At 67.1% G+C, this 16,438-nt stretch carries 16 protein-coding genes and 2 tRNA genes; 15 read left to right on the top strand and 3 right to left on the bottom strand.

Annotated elements, in window-relative coordinates; genetic code table 11:
• Window positions 1–106: 106 nt before the first annotated feature.
• Window positions 107–177 (bottom strand) — tRNA-Gly (locus tag OD997_RS05225).
• Window positions 178–286: 109 nt separating this feature from the next.
• Here OD997_RS05225 and OD997_RS05220 point away from each other — a divergent pair.
• The 11 genes from OD997_RS05220 to OD997_RS05170 all read left to right on the top strand — a co-directional run bounded on the left by OD997_RS05220 (window position 287) and on the right by OD997_RS05170 (window position 10,233).
• Window positions 287–360: transfer RNA gene (locus OD997_RS05220), tRNA-Pro, on the top strand.
• A 62-nt stretch (window positions 361–422) separates the two neighbouring features.
• The gene (tig, locus tag OD997_RS05215; RefSeq protein ID WP_434330672.1) at window positions 423–1,943 is read left to right on the top strand and encodes a trigger factor; all 1,521 of its coding nucleotides are present in this window, start codon (window positions 423–425) and stop codon (window positions 1,941–1,943) included.
• Between the two features lie 80 nt (window positions 1,944–2,023).
• Window positions 2,024–2,521, top strand: coding sequence for a tetratricopeptide repeat protein (locus tag OD997_RS05210; protein ID WP_434330670.1), 498 nt, complete (start codon window positions 2,024–2,026; stop codon window positions 2,519–2,521).
• 81 nt (window positions 2,522–2,602) lie between these two features.
• Complete coding sequence (locus OD997_RS05205; protein WP_042540775.1) at window positions 2,603–3,199, top strand: ATP-dependent Clp protease proteolytic subunit; 597 nt, start codon at window positions 2,603–2,605, stop codon at window positions 3,197–3,199.
• A gap of 20 nt (window positions 3,200–3,219) precedes the next feature.
• Window positions 3,220–3,861, top strand: coding sequence for an ATP-dependent Clp protease proteolytic subunit (locus OD997_RS05200; protein WP_056307101.1), 642 nt, complete (start codon window positions 3,220–3,222; stop codon window positions 3,859–3,861).
• 157 nt (window positions 3,862–4,018) lie between these two features.
• A complete protein-coding gene (locus OD997_RS05195; protein ID WP_056307103.1) occupies window positions 4,019–4,954 on the top strand; it encodes a sugar-binding transcriptional regulator in 936 nt (311 codons plus the stop codon).
• A complete protein-coding gene (deoC, locus tag OD997_RS05190; RefSeq protein ID WP_434330669.1) occupies window positions 4,951–5,952 on the top strand; it encodes a deoxyribose-phosphate aldolase in 1,002 nt (333 codons plus the stop codon). The genes OD997_RS05195 and deoC overlap by 4 nt, the downstream gene beginning before the upstream one ends.
• Window positions 5,953–5,963: 11 nt before the next feature.
• The gene (locus tag OD997_RS05185) at window positions 5,964–7,406 is read left to right on the top strand and encodes an aldehyde dehydrogenase family protein (protein WP_434330668.1); all 1,443 of its coding nucleotides are present in this window, start codon (window positions 5,964–5,966) and stop codon (window positions 7,404–7,406) included.
• Complete coding sequence (locus OD997_RS05180; protein ID WP_434330667.1) at window positions 7,403–8,272, top strand: aldehyde dehydrogenase family protein; 870 nt, start codon at window positions 7,403–7,405, stop codon at window positions 8,270–8,272. Before OD997_RS05185 ends, OD997_RS05180 begins: the two co-directional genes overlap by 4 nt.
• Window positions 8,273–8,431: 159 nt before the next feature.
• Window positions 8,432–9,700 (top strand): ATP-dependent Clp protease ATP-binding subunit ClpX, encoded by a 1,269-nt coding sequence (gene clpX / locus OD997_RS05175; RefSeq protein WP_434330666.1) that lies wholly within the window; start codon window positions 8,432–8,434, stop codon window positions 9,698–9,700.
• The gene (locus OD997_RS05170) at window positions 9,697–10,233 is read left to right on the top strand and encodes an NUDIX hydrolase (protein WP_434330665.1); all 537 of its coding nucleotides are present in this window, start codon (window positions 9,697–9,699) and stop codon (window positions 10,231–10,233) included. Before clpX ends, OD997_RS05170 begins: the two co-directional genes overlap by 4 nt.
• 27 nt (window positions 10,234–10,260) lie before the next feature.
• Here OD997_RS05170 and OD997_RS05165 read toward each other — a convergent pair whose 3' ends face one another.
• Window positions 10,261–12,312 (bottom strand): M3 family metallopeptidase, encoded by a 2,052-nt coding sequence (locus OD997_RS05165; RefSeq protein WP_434330664.1) that lies wholly within the window; start codon window positions 12,310–12,312, stop codon window positions 10,261–10,263.
• On the bottom strand, window positions 12,309–13,217 hold the full coding sequence (locus tag OD997_RS05160) for a LysR family transcriptional regulator (protein WP_434330663.1): 909 nt from the start codon (window positions 13,215–13,217) through the stop codon (window positions 12,309–12,311). The genes OD997_RS05165 and OD997_RS05160 overlap by 4 nt, the downstream gene beginning before the upstream one ends.
• Window positions 13,218–13,298: 81 nt before the next feature.
• Here OD997_RS05160 and tdh point away from each other — a divergent pair, with 81 nt between their 5' ends.
• The 4 genes from tdh to OD997_RS05140 all read left to right on the top strand — a co-directional run bounded on the left by tdh (window position 13,299) and on the right by OD997_RS05140 (window position 16,431).
• Window positions 13,299–14,342 (top strand): L-threonine 3-dehydrogenase, encoded by a 1,044-nt coding sequence (gene tdh / locus OD997_RS05155; protein ID WP_434330662.1) that lies wholly within the window; start codon window positions 13,299–13,301, stop codon window positions 14,340–14,342.
• Window positions 14,342–15,520, top strand: coding sequence for a glycine C-acetyltransferase (locus tag OD997_RS05150; RefSeq protein ID WP_434332339.1), 1,179 nt, complete (start codon window positions 14,342–14,344; stop codon window positions 15,518–15,520). The genes tdh and OD997_RS05150 overlap by 1 nt, the downstream gene beginning before the upstream one ends.
• Before the next feature lie 72 nt (window positions 15,521–15,592).
• Window positions 15,593–16,216, top strand: a complete 624-nt coding sequence (locus OD997_RS05145) for an ArsR/SmtB family transcription factor (protein WP_434330661.1) — start codon at window positions 15,593–15,595, stop codon at window positions 16,214–16,216.
• On the top strand, window positions 16,213–16,431 hold the full coding sequence (locus OD997_RS05140; protein ID WP_434330660.1) for a hypothetical protein: 219 nt from the start codon (window positions 16,213–16,215) through the stop codon (window positions 16,429–16,431). Before OD997_RS05145 ends, OD997_RS05140 begins: the two co-directional genes overlap by 4 nt.
• Window positions 16,432–16,438: the final 7 nt, after the last annotated feature.

Genomic DNA, 16,438 nt, shown 5'->3' with positions numbered 1-16,438 from the left:
CGGTGGGGACCTCCGGTCGGGACCTACGTATCTCGACTCTGCCAGAAGAACGCCCGCTGACGGGAGAACGTCGAAGGCCCCCGCGTCTGCGGGGGCCTTCGGAGTGAGGGGCTGACGAGAATCGAACTCGCATCATCTGTTTGGAAGACAGAGGCTTTACCACTAAGCTACAGCCCCGTTGTCGGCCTGATCCGGGAGGATTGTGCCGACTCATCGATCATAGCGGACTGACGGAGGTGCTCGTGTCCGTTAGACTCGGTGGGGCTGAATCTGCATGCGGATTCCCCGGGGCGTAGCTCAGTTTGGTAGAGCGCCCGCTTTGGGAGCGGGAGGTCGCAGGTTCAACTCCTGTCGCCCCGACATGGCTTCAACGGCCTGACAGCCGCGATTCAGCGCGGAAATCACAAGGAGAGCACACCAGAATGGCGAACAGCACCGTCGAGAAGCTGACCCCGACCCGGGTCAAGCTCAGCATCACGGTCACCCCCGACGACCTCAAGCCCAGCATCGCGCACGCCTACGAGCACATCGCTCAGGACGTTCAGATCCCCGGCTTCCGCAAGGGCAAGGTCCCCGCTCCGATCATCGACCAGCGCATCGGTCGTGGCGCGGTCATCGAGCACGCGGTCAACGAGGGCCTCGACAAGTTCTTCCGCGACGCGACCGTCGAGCACAAGCTCCGCGTCGTCGGCCGCCCCGCCGCCGACATCACGCAGTGGCCGAACGAGAAGGACTTCTCGGGCGACCTGCTCGTCGACATCGAGGTGGACGTCCGCCCCGAGATCGAGATCCCCGCGTACGACGGCATCACCCTCACGGTCGACGCCGTCGAGGCCGACGAGGCTGCGCTCGACGCAGAGCTCGAGAACCTGCGCGCCCGCTTCGGCACGCTCGTTCCCGTCGACCGCCCCGCAGCGAAGGGTGACTTCGTCGAGCTCGACCTCGTCGCCACCATCGACGGCGCCGAGATCGACCGCGCCGAGGGTGTCTCCTACGAGGTCGGATCGGGCGAACTGCTCGAGGGCATCGACGACGCGATCGAGTCGCTCACCGCAGGCGAGGACACCACGTTCCGCTCCGCACTCGTGGGCGGCGACCACGCCGGCTCCGAGGCTGAGGTCTCCGTCACCGTCAAGGCCGTCAAGGAGCGCGAGCTTCCTGAGGCGGACGACGACTTCGCTCAGATCGCCAGCGAGTTCGACACGATCGCCGAGCTCCGCGCGAGCCTCGCCGAGCGCGTCTCCCAGCAGGGCGTCTTCACGCAGGGTTCCGCAGCGCGCGACAAGCTCGTCGAGACGCTGCTCGAGCAGATCGACATCCCCGTTCCGCCGAAGCTCATCGAAGACGAGGTGCACAACCACCTCGAGGGCGAGAACCGTCTCGAGGACGACGTGCACCGCGCCGAGGTCACCGAGGCCAGCGAGAAGCAGTTCCGCACGCAGGTGCTGCTCGACACGATCGCCGAGCAGGCCGACGTGCAGGTCTCGCAGGAGGAGCTCTCGCAGTACCTCATCCAGTCGGCATCGCAGTACGGCATGGCTCCCCAGGAGTTCGTCGAGGCGCTGCAGTCGTCGAACCAGCTTCCCGCGCTCGTCGGTGAGGTCGCCCGCAACAAGGCCCTCGCCATCGCACTCGGCAAGGTCAAGGTCGTCGACACCAACGGCAAGCCCGTCGATCTGTCGGACTTCGTCGTGACCGACGACGAGGCTGAGACCGAGGCTGCGGCTGACGAGAAGCCCGCCAAGAAGGCTCCGGCGAAGAAGGCCCCTGCGAAGAAGGCTGACGACGCCGAGGCGGCTGAGAAGCCCGCTGCGAAGAAGCCTGCTGCGAAGAAGGCCCCTGCGAAGAAGGCCGACGACGCCGAGGCGGCTGAGAAGCCCGCCGCGAAGAAGCCCGCTGCCAAGAAGGCTCCGGCCAAGAAGGCTGCCGACAAGGCTGAGTGATCGAACACGATCTCGATGAGAGGGGCGGATGCTGCGGCATCCGCCCCTTTCTCGTGAACCGACGAGAAAGGGGCGAGGACATGACGAAGACCTGGGATGATCGCATCGACGATGTGTGGGCCGAGGCATCCGGCGAGGAGGTCGGCGACGACACGATCACCCGCATCGACGCTCTGGCCGCCGAGCGCGGCACGGACGACGCGCGTGCGGAGTTCGAGCGAGCAGGAGCCAGGGATTCCGCCGGTCGCCCGGCGGAGGCCGTCGAGCTGTACCGCCGCGCACTCGCTCTGGGCCTCGACGACGAGCACAGGCCGCAGTGCGTGATCCAGCTGGCCAGTTCGCTGCGCAACCTCGGCGAGTTCGACGAGGCGCTCGCGGTGATCCGCGCTGAGGATGAGCTGTCGGCGGACGGCCCCTATCGCGATGCCGTGGCCACCGTCCACGCGCTGATCCTGGCGAGCTCTGGGCGGCCGGCGCACGGTCTGTCCGTCGCGCTGCTGGCTCTCGTTCCTCACCTGCCTCGGTACCACCGCTCGATGACGGCCTACGCGCACGAGATCGCGGAACTCGACGCCTGATATGCCGACGGCGAACACGGCCTGAGCGCCGCGTTGTCGCCGGTAGATTCGAATCACTGAAACACGGAATCAGGAGCTGACATGGCTGCAGAACCCCTCCTCGCTACGAGCGTCTTCGACCGACTGTTGAAAGACCGCATCATCTGGCTGGGATCGGAGGTGCGCGACGACAATGCGAACGAGATCTGCGCGAAGATCCTCCTTCTCGCCGCAGAGGACTCCGAGAAGGACATCTACCTCTACATCAACTCGCCCGGCGGATCGATCACCGCGGGCATGGCGATCTACGACACGATGCAGTTCGTCCCGAACGACATCGTCACCGTCGGAATCGGCATGGCTGCATCGATGGGTCAGCTGCTGCTGACCGCAGGCACGAAGGGCAAGCGCTACATCACCCCGAACGCGCGGGTGCTGCTGCACCAGCCGCACGGTGGCTTCGGCGGCACGTCGAGCGACATCCAGACGCAGGCGCAGCTGATCACCTCGATGAAGAACCGCCTCGCCGAGATCACTGCGGCGCAGACCGGCAAGTCTGTCGAGCAGATCAACGAAGACGGTGACCGCGACCGCTGGTTCACCGCCGATGAAGCGCTCGAGTACGGCTTCGTCGACCACATCCGCGACTCGGCCACCGACGTCGTCGGTGGCGGCGGAACCGACCAGGACATCAAGTAACGGAAAGCGAAAGGACTCTCATGTACGCACCCACCTTCCGCTCTGCCGGCGATCTGCCCTCCAGCCGCTACGTGCTTCCTCAGTTCGAGGAGCGCACGGCATACGGCTTCAAGCGCCAGGACCCCTACAACAAGCTGTTCGAAGATCGCGTGATCTTCCTCGGCGTCCAGGTCGACGACGCGTCGGCCGACGACGTCATGGCCCAGCTCCTCGTTCTCGAGAGCCAGGACTCCGAGCGCGACATCACGATGTACATCAACTCGCCCGGTGGCTCGTTCACCGCTATGACGGCGATCTACGACACGATGCAGTACGTCGCGCCGCAGATCCAGACCGTTGTGCTCGGTCAGGCGGCATCCGCCGCCTCCGTACTGCTCGCGGGCGGCCACCCCGGAAAGCGTCTCGCTCTGCCCAACGCCCGAGTGCTCATGCACCAGCCGGCGATGGGTGAGGCCGGACACGGTCAGGCGTCCGACATCGAGATCCAGGCGGCGGAGATCCTCCGCATGCGCACCTGGCTCGAGGAGACCATGGCTCGCCACACCGGCAAGCCGGTCGAGCAGGTCAACCGTGACATCGACCGCGACAAGATCCTGTCCGCCGCCGAGGCGCTGGACTACGGCATCGTCGATCAGGTGCTCACCTCGCGCAAGCGCGTCTGACGCACTGCTGTTCTGAAAGGACGTCGGCCCCTCCGGGCCGGCGTCCTTTCTCGTGTGCGCGGCGAATGCGCGACCCCGTAGCGGAAGAGTGCGCATATGAGCACACGGGTGCGCGAACGGTGATTCCGCCGTAAACTGGATGCGGAAGGAGGATGCCGTGGAAGAAGAACTCACCATGGTCCGCGTCGCTGAGCTGTACTACGACGAAGACAAGACCCAGGACGAGATCGGGGCACTCCTGAAGCTCTCCCGTTGGAAGGTGGGCCGTCTGCTCACCCAGGCGCGTGAGCGTGGCATCGTCCGGATCGAGATCGTGCATCCGCGAGCTCGGCGCCTCGGGCTCGAGCGCCAGCTCGTCGAGCGCCATGGACTCAGGGCCGCAGTCGTCGTGCCGTCTCCCGACGGCGATGACGGCACGCTCGAACGCGTCGCTCAGGCCGCCGCCGACTTCCTCACCGCCATGCGTCCCGTTCCGCGTACCCTCGGCGTCAGCTGGGGGCGCACGCTCCGCGCCGTCGCCGAAGCGCTGCCCGACGGGTGGGCCACCGGCGTCACGGTCGTGCAGCTCAACGGGGGAGTGAGTCTCAACCGTCGCTCGGGCGGAGCCGCAGGCCTCGCCGTCACGATCGCCCAGCGCGCGTCCGGACACGTGTCCCTTCTGCCGAGCCCCGCGATTCTCGAACGTGTCGAGACCAAGCAGGCGATCGAGGCCGACCGCACCGTCGCGGCCGTCCTCGAAGAGGCCGCCGAGGCGCAGGCGTTCCTGTTCACGGCCGGTCCCTGCGACGCCACCTCTGCCCACGTCGAGAACGGCTACCTCTCGGCGTCCGACGTCGAGGAGCTCGCCCGCCGCGGCGCTGTCGGCGACGTGCTCGGGCGTTACATCGACGCGGACGGCAACATCGTCGACCCGCAGCTCGATGCCCGGACGGTCGGAGTCGACCTCGGTCGGCTGCGCGCCGCGAAGCGCTCGATCTTCGTCACCGCGGGTGACGCCAAGCATGACATCGCGCGTACAGTCGTGACCAGCGGCCTGTGCAGCGTCCTGGTGACAGATGAGACCACAGCACGAGCATTGTTGGAGGAACAATGACGACCCAAGAACTCAGCCGCAGAGCGGCGGTGGACGTCCTCGGCGGTGAGCCAAATGACACCACGCTCCGCCGCTTCCTGCATGGACTCCCCGGCGTCGACGCCGTCGGCCTCGAGCAGCGCGCTGCCGGGCTCGGCACGCGATCGATCAAGACGACGTCGAAGGCCTGGGCCCTCGACACGATCATCAAGCTGATCGACCTCACGACCCTCGAAGGCTCGGACACGCCCGGCAAGGTGCGGTCGCTGGTCGCGAAGGCCAAGAACCCGGATGCCGCAGACCCGTCGACCCCCAAGGTCGCCGCCGTCTGCGTGTACGGCGACATGGTCGGCGACGCGGTCGAGGCGCTCGGTGCGTTGCACGGAGATCCGGACGACGGTCTGATCTCGGTCGCCGCGGTCGCCACGGCCTTCCCGAGCGGACGCTCGTCGTTGGCGATCAAGCTGGCCGACACGGCGGAGGCCGTCGCGGCCGGTGCCGACGAGATCGACATGGTCATCGACCGAGGGGCGTTCCTCTCCGGTCGCTACGGACTCGTGTACGACCAGATCGCCCAGGTGAAGGAGGCGTGCCGTCGTGCGGACGGCTCGTACGCCTCGCTCAAGGTAATCCTCGAGACCGGTGAGCTGAACACCTACGACAACATCAAGCGCGCGTCGTGGCTCGGCATCCTCGCCGGCGGCGACTTCATCAAGACGTCCACCGGCAAGGTGCAGCCCGCCGCCACCCTGCCGACGACGCTGCTGATGCTCGAGACGGTGCGCGACTGGCACCGCGGCACGGGGGAGCGCATCGGCGTGAAGCCCGCCGGCGGCATCCGCGCCTCCAAGGACGCGGTCAAATACCTCGTCACCGTGGCCGAGACCGTGGGTGAGGAGTGGCTCCAGCCGCACCTGTTCCGCTTCGGAGCCTCGAGCCTGCTGAATGACGTGCTGCTGCAGCGTCAGAAGCTCACCACCGGCCACTACTCCGGCCCCGACTATGTCACGATCGACTAGGAGCCCCGAATATGTCATTCCTGGAATACGCTCCGGCACCGGAGTCGAAGGCAGTCCTCAACCTCAAGGACAGCTACGGGCTGTTCATCGACGGCGAGTTCGTCGACGGTTCGGGCCCGAGCTTCACCACCATCTCGCCCGCAGACGAGAGCCGCATCGCCGAGATCGCGTCCGCGAGCGATGAGGACATCGACCGAGCGGTCGTTGCCGCTCGTCGGGCCTACGACAAGACCTGGTCGAAGATGAGCGGTCGCGATCGGGGCAAGTACCTGTTCCGCATCGCCCGCCTCGTGCAGGAGCGGGCTCGCGAGCTCGCGGTCGCCGAGAGCCTCGACAACGGCAAGCCGATCAAGGAGAGCCGCGACGTCGACGTGCCTCTCGTCGCCTCCTGGTTCTTCTACTACGCGGGCTGGGCCGACAAGCTCGACCACGCGGGCCTCGGAGCCAATCCCCGCGCGCTCGGCGTCGCGGGGCAGATCATCCCCTGGAACTTCCCGCTGCTGATGCTCGCATGGAAGCTCGCGCCCGCCCTGGCCGCCGGTAACACCGTCGTGCTGAAGCCCGCAGAGACCACGCCGCTCACGGCGCTGATCTTCGCGGAGATCCTGCAGCAGGCAGATCTTCCGGCGGGCGTGGTCAACATCGTGACGGGTGCAGGTGCCTCCGGTGCCTCTCTCGTGCGGCATCCGGATGTCGACAAGGTGGCCTTCACCGGCTCGACCGGGGTCGGCCGCGACATCGCCCGCGCCGTCGCCGGGACGAACAAGAAGCTCACGCTCGAGCTCGGGGGCAAGGCCGCGAACATCGTGTTCGACGACGCGCCGATCGACCAGGCCGTCGAAGGCATCGTCAACGGCATCTTCTTCAACCAGGGGCACGTGTGCTGCGCGGGAAGCCGACTGCTCGTGCAGGAGTCGATCCACGACGAGGTCATCGATCGTCTGAAGAACCGTCTCTCGACCCTGCGTCTCGGCGACCCGCTCGACAAGAACACCGACATCGGTGCGATCAACTCGGCGGCGCAGCTGGCCCGCATCCGCGAGCTCAGCGACATCGGCGAGGCCGAGGGCGCGGAGCGCTGGACGGCGGACTGCGTGATCCCCGACAAGGGATTCTGGTTCGCTCCGACGATCTTCACCGGAGTCGAGGCGTCGCATCGCATCGCCCGCGATGAGGTCTTCGGACCAGTCCTGTCGGTGCTCACTTTCCGTACGCCTGCCGAGGCGATCGCGAAGGCGAACAACACGCCCTACGGTCTCTCCGCGGGTATCTGGTCGGACAAGGGCTCCCGCATCCTGGCGGTCGCCGACCGGCTCCGCGCCGGCGTGATCTGGGCCAACACGTTCAACCGTTTCGACCCGTCGAGCCCGTTCGGCGGCTACAAGGAGTCCGGATACGGCCGCGAGGGCGGACGTCAGGGTCTCACCGCGTACCTGAAGGGGGCCGCAGCATGAGCAAGCGACACGGTGCCAATGACCGACTCAGTGTTCCGAAGACGTACAAGCTCGCGATCGGCGGTGCCTTTCCCCGCAGCGAGTCGGGTCGCACCTACGAGGTGCTCTCGGCGAAGGGGGCGTTCCTCGCGAACGCCGCTCAGGGCTCCCGCAAGGATGCCCGCGATGCTGTCGTCGCCGCACGTGCTGCGGTGAAGGGCTGGTCCGGAGCGACCGCCTACAACCGCGGACAGGTGCTCTACCGTGTCGCCGAGGTGCTCGAGGGGCGCCGGGCGCAGTTCATCGACGAGATCACCGCGCAGGAGGGGGCTTCGGCCTCCGCCGCGGCAGCGCAGGTGGACGAGGCGATCGACCTCTGGGTCTGGTACGCGGGCTGGTGCGACAAGTATGCACAGGTCGCCGGCAACGCGAACCCCGTGTCGGGGCCGTACTTCAACATCTCGGTTCCGGAGCCCACCGGTGTCGTCGCGATCGTGGCGCCGCAGGACTCCGCTCTTCTCGGCCTGGTCTCTGTCGTCGCGCCCGCACTGGTGGCGGGCAACACGGTCGTCGTGATCGCGAGCGAGCGGCATCCGCTCTCCGCCATCAGCCTCGCCGAGGTGCTCGCGACCAGCGATGTGCCGGGGGGAGTGGTGAACGTCCTCACCGGGTCACCGGCCGAGATGGCACCGTGGCTCGCCTCGCACCAGGACGTCAACGCCCTCGATCTGGCCGGAGCCGGGGATCTCGAGTGGATCGACATGCAGATCGCAGCGGCCGACACGCTGAAGCGCGTCCTCGCCCCGGGCGAGGTGGTGGCGTCGCCCGAGCGCATCGGAGCATTCACCGAGGTCAAGACGGTCTGGCACACCAAGAGCATGGTCTGACATCACCGGAAGGCCCGCCCAGCGCATCGCTCGGGGCGGGCCTTCCGCGTGCGAGTCGATACGGACTCGAGATGTCCTCCGCCGCGCCAATGCGTCCCGGTGTCGGATGCAGCGGTTAGGCTCAGTAGACGATCTCTGGATCCCCCTAGGAGGACGCGCATGGCCCGTATCGGTGAAAGCGCTGACCTGTTCAAGTGCTCGTTCTGCGGAAAGAGCCAGAAGCAGGTGCAGCAGCTCATCGCTGGCCCCGGTGTGTACATCTGCGACGAGTGCGTCGAGCTGTGCAACGAGATCATCGAGGAGCGGATGGCCGAGTCCTCCGCTGAGGGCACGGCAGATTTCGAACTGCCCAAGCCCCGCGAGATCTTCTCCTTCCTCGAGGAGTACGTCGTCGGTCAGGAGCCCGCGAAGAAGGCTCTCTCCGTCGCTGTCTACAACCACTACAAGCGCATCCGTGCGCACGGCACTCTGCAGACGGCCGAGCAGAAGGCCGAGAGCATCGAGATCGCCAAGAGCAACATCCTGCTGATCGGTCCGACCGGATGCGGCAAGACCTACCTGGCGCAGACCCTCGCGAAGCGTCTGAACGTGCCGTTCGCCGTGGCAGACGCCACCGCGCTGACCGAGGCCGGTTATGTCGGTGAAGACGTCGAGAACATCCTGCTCAAGCTGATCCAAGCGGCCGACTACGACGTCAAGCGTGCTGAGCAGGGCATCATCTACATCGACGAGGTAGACAAGATCGCCCGCAAGGCCGAGAACCCGTCCATCACGCGAGACGTCTCGGGTGAGGGCGTGCAGCAGGCGCTGCTCAAGATCATCGAGGGCACGGTCGCTTCCGTGCCGCCGCAGGGCGGACGCAAGCATCCGCATCAGGAGTTCCTGCAGATCGACACCTCGAACGTGCTGTTCATCGTCGCCGGGGCGTTCGCCGGCCTTGAAGACATCGTGTCGGCGCGTGTCGGCAAGCACGGCATCGGCTTCGGCGCCCCGCTGCACGACAAGGGCAAGGACCTCGACCTGTTCAGCGAGGTGCTCCCAGAAGACCTGCACAAGTTCGGACTGATCCCCGAGTTCATCGGCCGGCTCCCGGTGGTCACGAATGTCTCACCGCTCGACCAGGATGCTCTCATCGACATCCTCACCGGTCCTCGCAACGCGCTCGTCAAGCAGTACCAGCGCATGTTCGAGCTCGACGGGGTGCAGCTCGAGTTCGAGGAAGAGGCTCTGCGATCCATCGCCGACCTCGCGGTCGAGCGCAAGACTGGTGCGCGCGGACTCCGAGCGATCCTCGAAGACGTGCTCGGTCCGATCATGTTCGAGATCCCCTCGGCCGAAGACGTCGCCAAGGTGATTGTGACCCGCGCGGCCGTCGATGAGGGCGCGCCTCCCACGATCGTGATGGAGCGCAAGCGCAAGAGCGCGTGAGTCCGGCTCTCGAGCCCTGGCGGGTCGTCGACAGCGATACCGTCGTCGCCGACCGCTGGATCCGTGTGCGCGCGGACGACTGCCGTGATGCGGACGATCGTCGGATCGCGCCCTACTACGTGCTCGAGTACGGGGACTGGATCTCACTGCTCGCGCTGGATGCCGACGGCGACGCGATCATCGTCGAGGAGTATCGCCACGGAGCGGGGATCATCGCGATGGGGACGATCGGAGGAGGCGTCGAACCCGGCGAAGCCCCGATCGAGGCAGCGGCCCGGGAACTCCGCGAGGAGACGGGCTACGAGCCGGGTGAGATCGTCGAACTCGGATCCACCTGGGCGAACTTCGGCAACCACACCAACCGCGTCCATCACTTCCTCGCCCGCGGTTGCGTCCGCGTCGCCGAGCAGGCGCTCGACGACAGCGAGGCGATCGCCGTGCACGTCGTGTCTCTCGACGGTCTCGGCGACCACCTCGCTCAGAGCTATCACCAGCTCACCTGGTACAAGGCGATGGAACTGCTCGACCGCTGAGACGAGCTGGAGCCCGGAGGATCCGGCTCAGGTATCCAGCCCCCGACGCTTCAGCAGCGGGGCGATCTCCGCGTCGCGGCCACGGAAGTCGCGGTACGCGTCAAGAGGGTCCTTCGACCCGCCGACGCCGAGGAGGCGTGCTCGGAATCGATCGCCGTTCTCCCGCGTGAGCCCGCCGTTCGCTCGGAACCAGTCGACGGTGTCGGCGTCGAGCACCTCGCTCCAGATGTAGGAGTAGTACCCCGCGCTGTAGCCGCCCGAGAACACGTGGGCGAAGTAGGTCGACGAATAGCGGGTCGGCACCACCGGGTCGTCGAGGCCGATGTCGGCGAGCGCGGCGCTCTCGAAGGAGGAGACGTCGTCGATCTCGGCGTCGGGCCCCACACGGTGCCAAGCCTGGTCGAGCCAGGCGGCCGCGAGGTACTCGCTCGTGTCGTGCCCCTGGTTGAAGGCCTCGGTCGCGCGCAGCCGTGCGACGATCGCCGGGTCGAGGGGCTCGTCGGTCTCGTGGTGACGCGCGTAGTTGTCGAGCACTTCGGGCCAGAGGATCCACATCTCGTTCACCTGGCTGGGGAATTCGACGAAGTCCCGGAAGACGTTGGTGCCGGCGAAGTGCGGATACGTCACCACGGCGAACAGGCCGTGCAGGGCGTGGCCGAACTCATGGAAGAGCGTGGTGACCTCGTCGAGGGTCAGCAGGGTCGGCTCTCCGTCGCCGGGAAGCGGCACGTTGAGGTTGTTGACCACGACCGGGAGCGTGCCGCGAAGGTGCGACTGGCTCACGATGGGGTTCATCCATGCGCCGCCGCGCTTCGAGTCGCGCGTGTAGAGATCGAGCACGTAGAGTCCGAGCGCGGTGCCGTCGGCGTTGTGCACCTCGAACACGCGTGCCCCCGGGTGGTATGCCACCAGGTCATGCCGTTCGGCGAAGGTCACGCCGTAGAGCCGGGTGGCGGCGAAGAAGACGCCGTCCTGCAGCACCCGCTCGGCCTCGAACCACGGGCGGAGGGCGCTCGTGTCGATGTCGTAGCGTGCGGTGCGCACCTTCTCGGTGTAGAACGCCCAGTCGTGCGCCTCGACGGGGAAGGGTGCGCTCTCGGTCTCGTCGACGATCGCCTGCAGTGCGTCGCGCTCCGCACGGGCGTTGCGTGCGGACGGGGCGGCGAGGTCGCGCAGCATCCGCTCGACAGCCTCGGGCGTCCCCGCCGTCTCGTCGGCCGTGACGTAGGCGGCGTGCGATGCGTGCCCGAGCAGCTCTGCGCGCTCTGCGCGGAGTCGCACGATCTCCTGCAGTACGGGTCGGTTGTCGTTCGCGTTGTCGCGCGATGCGCGGGCGCGGGACGCGTCCATGATCCGCCGCCGTGCCTCGCGGTCACGCAGCTGCGCGAGATAGGGGTGCCCCGTGAACAGGGGCAGCGAGATCAGGAACCTGCCTTCGAGACCGCGCTCGGCGGCTGAGCGGGAGGCGGCGGAGAGCTCACCGGTGCTGAGACCGGCGAGTTCCTCGACGGAGTCGAACACGACCGCCAGGTCGTTGGTGTCGTTCAACAGGTTGCGCTCGAAGGTGTTGTTGAGCGTCGAGAGCTGCTGATTGAGCAGGGTGAGCCGCTCCTTCGCTACGTCGTCGAGGGCGGCGCCCGCGTGCGTCATCTCACGGTGGTGCCGCTCGACGAGATAGCGCTGCTCGTCGTCGAGGTCGAGGTCGGCGAGCTGTGCGTGCACCTGCTGCACGCGCCAGTACAGGGCTCCGTCGAGGGTGATCGCGTCCTGATGCGCGGCCATCAGCGGAGCGAGATGCTCGTCGATCTCCTGGATCTCGGGCGTCGCATCGGCCGACGTCACCGTGTAGAACGCATGCGCGACTCGGTCGAGCAGTTCGCCGGAGCGCTCGAGCGCGTCGATCGTGTTCTCGAAGGTGGGCATCGAGCGCACCATCGTGATCCGCGAGATCTCGCGGAGGTGCTCGTCGAATGCGACCTCGAACGCGGGAAGGTAGTGCTCAGGCCTGATCGCGGCGAAGTCGGGGAGACCGTAGGGGAGCGTGGACGGCTGGAGCAGCGGGTTCGAGGCGTCGGTCATCCTCTGAGCCTAGCCATCACCCGCTGGAGAGCCTCGACGACGAGGCGGACGGACTGCCGCCTCAGATTCTCTGGCCGCGCGAGCACGTCGATCATCCGGTGGGTGCTGACTCCTCGCAGCGGGAGCCGGACGATGTCGCGATCGTCGACCGTGCGGCTCGTATAGCGCGGGAGCATGCCCATCACTCCGCCGGCGGCGACGACAGCGGCGACGGCCCCGTAGTCGTTGATCCGGTGGCGGATCTCGACGGGGCGGCCGGCCACGGCGGACACCGCGAGCAGCACGTCGTCGGGGGAGTATCCGACACGGCTCGTGACCCACGGGCTGTCGACCACGTCGAAGGACGTCACCTGGCCACGTGCGGCCAGGGGATGGGATGCCGAGACTGCGACGTCGAGCGGCTCCCGCACGAGTGCCAGACTGCGCACCCCGTCGGTGGGCCAGGGGGGTGAGTGCTCCATGCGATGCGCGAGCACGAGGTCGTAGCGGGCGGTGAGAGCCGGGAAATCGCTCTGCGCCACGTCCTCGTCCGTGAGCTGCACCGTCGGCGGCGCATCCGCCGCGTCGAGTTCTCGGATCAGCGAGCCGAAGAGCGCCTGTCCCACGCTGTGGAATCCGCTGACCGTGACGACGCCGGCACTGTCGCCCTCGAAGTCATCGAGTGCACTGCGAGCGGCTGCCATCGCGTCGATCGCTCCTGCACCGGCTGTGGCGAGCACCTCGCCTGCGGCGGTCAGCGTCAGGCGGCGACCGTCTCGGCGCGTGAGCGGCGTGCGAAAGCTCCGCTGCAGGGCCGCGAGGTGCTGCGACACGGCCGAGGGTGTGACGTGCAGGTTCTCGGCGACGGCGGCGACGCTGCCCAGCGCGCCGAGTTCTCTGAGGATCTGCAGCTGATGGAGCTCCATGCTCACAGATTAGCGTTTGCTACATCATCGATGCAGAAGATCGGGATTGCTCTACATCGTCGATCGCGATGGGATCGACATATGAAGGCACTGTTCAAGGCGGAACGCGCAGCCGGTCTCGAGCTCGTCGATCGTCCGGACCCCACAGCGGCGGCCGACGAGGTGGTGATCCGCGTGCTGCGCACGGGGATCTGCGGCACCGACCTCCACATCCGTCGCTGGGACGACTGGGCCGCGTCCGCGATCGAGGCTCCGCTCATCCCCGGTCACGAGTTCTACGGCGAGGTCGTCGAAGTCGGGCCGCTCGTTCACGACATCGCGGTGGGCGACCGCGTGTCCGGCGAGGGTCACATCGTCTGCGGCACGTGCCGCAACTGCCGCGCGGGGCGTCGGCAGATGTGCATCCGCACGATCGGCCTCGGGCTGCAGCGCGACGGCGCGTTTGCCGAATTCCTCGCCCTGCCGGCGACCAATGTCTGGGTGCATCACGCCGATGTCACACCGGAACTCGGCGCGATCTTCGATCCGCTCGGCAACGCCGTGCACACGGCGCTCACCTTTCCGCTCATCGGTGAGGATGTGCTCGTGACGGGATGTGGGCCGATCGGTCTGATGGCGATCGCCGTCGCCCGGCATGCCGGCGCCCGCTTCATCGCGGCGACGGACGTGAGTGCTCCCCGTCTCGAGATGGCGCGTCTGATGGGAGCCGACGAGGTCGTCGACGTCTCGGTCCGCGACATCCGTGATGCCCAGCACTGCCTCGGATTGCGCGAGGGCTTCGACATCGGGTTCGAGATGAGCGGCGCGGCGTCGGCGTTGCCCGCCATGATCGACAACATGAACCACGGTGGTCGGATCGCGATGCTCGGTCTGCCCAGCGCCGGCTTCGACATCGACTGGGGCAAGCTCGTCACCCACATGCTCACGATCAAGGGCATCTACGGACGCGAGATGTTCGAGACGTGGAACGCGATGGGGGCGATGCTGCAGACCAGCGCGACGCTGCGGGATTCGATCGGACGGGTGATCGCCGATGTGATTCCCGCGAGGGAATGGGAGCAGGGTTTCGCCGCGGCAGAGTCCGCGGGCACGGGAAAGATCATCCTTGATTGGACCGAGCTGTGATGTACGGAACATTCCAGAAGCATGTGGCGGGCGAGCTCGACGGCATCGAGGCTGCGGGCCTCACGAAGCACGAGCGCGGCATCCGCGGACCGCAGAGCGCCGAGATCACGGCGGACGGTGCGGAGGTGCTCAACTTCTGCGCCAACAACTACCTGGGGCTCGCGGACGATCCGCGAATCGTCGAATCCGCGACCGCGGCGCTGCAGGAGTGGGGCTACGGGCTCGCCAGCGTCCGTTTCATCTGCGGCACCCAGGAGCAGCACCTGGAGCTGGAGCGCCGACTCGCCGGGTTCCTCGCAACGGATGACGCGATCCTGTACCCCTCGTGCTTCGACGCCAACGGAGGAGTGTTCGAGACCCTGTTCGGTGCAGAGGACGCGATCATCTCGGACGAGCTCAACCACGCGTCGATCATCGACGGGATCCGTCTCTCCAAGGCTCGTCGACTGCGGTACCGGAACCGCGACATGGCGGATCTCGAAGCGCAGCTGCAGGCGGCATCCGATGCCCGCTTCCGGGTGGTCGTCACGGACGGCGTCTTCTCGATGGACGGCTACATCGCGCCCCTCGCCGAGATCTGCGACCTGGCGGAGCGCTATGACGCACTCGTGTTCGTCGACGACTCCCACGCCGTCGGCTTCGTGGGGGAGAACGGCCGCGGCACTCCTGAGCTGTGCGGCGTCGCGGATCGGGTAGACATCTACACGGGTACCTTCGGTAAGGCGCTGGGCGGAGCATCCGGGGGCTACGTCGCTTCGCACGCCGACATCGTCGCCCTGCTGCGTCAGCGCTCGCGACCTTATCTGTTCTCGAACACGCTCGCGCCCGCGATCGTGGCCGGAACCCTGACCGCTCTCGACCTGGTCGAGGGCTCGGCCGACCTCCGTGCGCGTCTGCGCGACAACGCCGCCCTGTTCCGCGAGCGGATGACGGCGGAGGGCTTCGACCTGCTGCCGGGGGAGCACCCGATCGTCCCGGTCATGTTCGGCGACGCGGCGCTCACAGCGCGCATCGCGACGGAGATGCAGGTGCAGGGGATCTACGTGACCGCGTTCAGTTTTCCCGTCGTTCCCCGCGGGCTGGCGCGGATCCGTGTGCAGCTGTCGGCGGCGCACACGCCCGAGCAGATCGAGAGATGCGTGGCTGCTTTCGTGGTCGCCCGCGCCGCCGTGAGCTGACGCCCGCCAGGCAAAGACTTCTTTGCAAAAGAATACTTGCAAAGAAGTCTTTGCAAGAGTAACTTTGCATGCATGTCAGAAGAAGAGCAGTTGCGACGACTCGATTCCGGGGCGCTCAAGGCCCTGGCTCACCCGCTGCGTGTGCGGATCTTCGATCTGCTCAGCGCGCACGGGCCGCAGACGGCGAGTTCGCTCGCCTCGATGCTGGGGGAGACCTCCGGGTCCACCAGCTACCACCTGCGCACACTCTCGGCGCATGACCTGATCCACGAAGTCGAGGGGCGAGGCACCGCTCGCGAGCGGTGGTGGGAGCTCCCGGAGGGGCGCATCGACATCCCCGGTCCGAGCCAGAGCATGTCGCCCGCGAACCGGGCAGCGGCGCAGATCGTGTCGTCGGAGTTCTTCCGCCTGCGACACGAGACCCTGATGTCCTACGTCAACCGGCCGGACACCGAGGTGCCGGAGGGGTGGAAGGACGCGGGCCTGATCGCCACGACCCTCCTCGAGATGACCCCCTCGCAGATGGAGGATCTCAAAGGCGAGCTCATGGGTGTCATCGAGAGTGCCGTCGGGCGATATCGCGGCCAGACCGGGCCCGATGTCCGCCGCGTGTCGATGCGCACCGAACTCTTCGACCTTCCGGCGACGGGGCCGGTGCTCTCCGATGCCGCCGACGCGAACGAGGAGGGATCATGACCAGCGCGACCATCCACCTCGTCGCGCCGACGCAGACGGAGCGAAGGCTCCTCGGTCTCGCCGATCTCCTCACGGGATTCGTCGAGCGACGCATCGCTCGCCGGGCTCAGAAGCGGGCACTCGCTCTCGACCTCCTGCGTGAGCAGCAGACCAGGCGACAGGACCCTCGTGCGGTCGAGCACATGCTCGCGCAGATCGGGCTCCCTCGGCGCTGAGACGCTC

It is taken from the genome of Microbacterium sp. CGR1, from assembly GCF_051062835.1.
Classification (GTDB): domain Bacteria; phylum Actinomycetota; class Actinomycetes; order Actinomycetales; family Microbacteriaceae; genus Microbacterium.
The sequence above is the reverse complement of the archived record's forward strand: the minus strand, read 5'-3'. Positions and strand labels throughout refer to the sequence as shown.

What these genes read in the sequence shown, in the direction of transcription:
- OD997_RS05185 (WP_434330668.1), top strand. Translation starts at nt 5,964, where the DNA reads ATGTCATTCCTGGAATACGCTCCGGCACCGGAGTCGAAGGCAGTCCTC.
- OD997_RS05145 (WP_434330661.1), top strand. Translation starts at nt 15,593, where the DNA reads ATGTCAGAAGAAGAGCAGTTGCGACGACTCGATTCCGGGGCGCTCAAG.
- tig (WP_434330672.1), top strand. Translation starts at nt 423, where the DNA reads ATGGCGAACAGCACCGTCGAGAAGCTGACCCCGACCCGGGTCAAGCTC.
- OD997_RS05140 (WP_434330660.1), top strand. Translation starts at nt 16,213, where the DNA reads ATGACCAGCGCGACCATCCACCTCGTCGCGCCGACGCAGACGGAGCGA.
- OD997_RS05200 (WP_056307101.1), top strand. Translation starts at nt 3,220, where the DNA reads ATGTACGCACCCACCTTCCGCTCTGCCGGCGATCTGCCCTCCAGCCGC.
- OD997_RS05160 (WP_434330663.1), bottom strand. Translation starts at nt 13,217, where the DNA reads ATGGAGCTCCATCAGCTGCAGATCCTCAGAGAACTCGGCGCGCTGGGC.
- OD997_RS05150 (WP_434332339.1), top strand. Translation starts at nt 14,342, where the DNA reads ATGTACGGAACATTCCAGAAGCATGTGGCGGGCGAGCTCGACGGCATC.
- OD997_RS05180 (WP_434330667.1), top strand. Translation starts at nt 7,403, where the DNA reads ATGAGCAAGCGACACGGTGCCAATGACCGACTCAGTGTTCCGAAGACG.
- deoC (WP_434330669.1), top strand. Translation starts at nt 4,951, where the DNA reads ATGACGACCCAAGAACTCAGCCGCAGAGCGGCGGTGGACGTCCTCGGC.
- tdh (WP_434330662.1), top strand. Translation starts at nt 13,299, where the DNA reads ATGAAGGCACTGTTCAAGGCGGAACGCGCAGCCGGTCTCGAGCTCGTC.
- OD997_RS05205 (WP_042540775.1), top strand. Translation starts at nt 2,603, where the DNA reads ATGGCTGCAGAACCCCTCCTCGCTACGAGCGTCTTCGACCGACTGTTG.
- clpX (WP_434330666.1), top strand. Translation starts at nt 8,432, where the DNA reads ATGGCCCGTATCGGTGAAAGCGCTGACCTGTTCAAGTGCTCGTTCTGC.
- OD997_RS05210 (WP_434330670.1), top strand. Translation starts at nt 2,024, where the DNA reads ATGACGAAGACCTGGGATGATCGCATCGACGATGTGTGGGCCGAGGCA.
- OD997_RS05165 (WP_434330664.1), bottom strand. Translation starts at nt 12,312, where the DNA reads ATGACCGACGCCTCGAACCCGCTGCTCCAGCCGTCCACGCTCCCCTAC.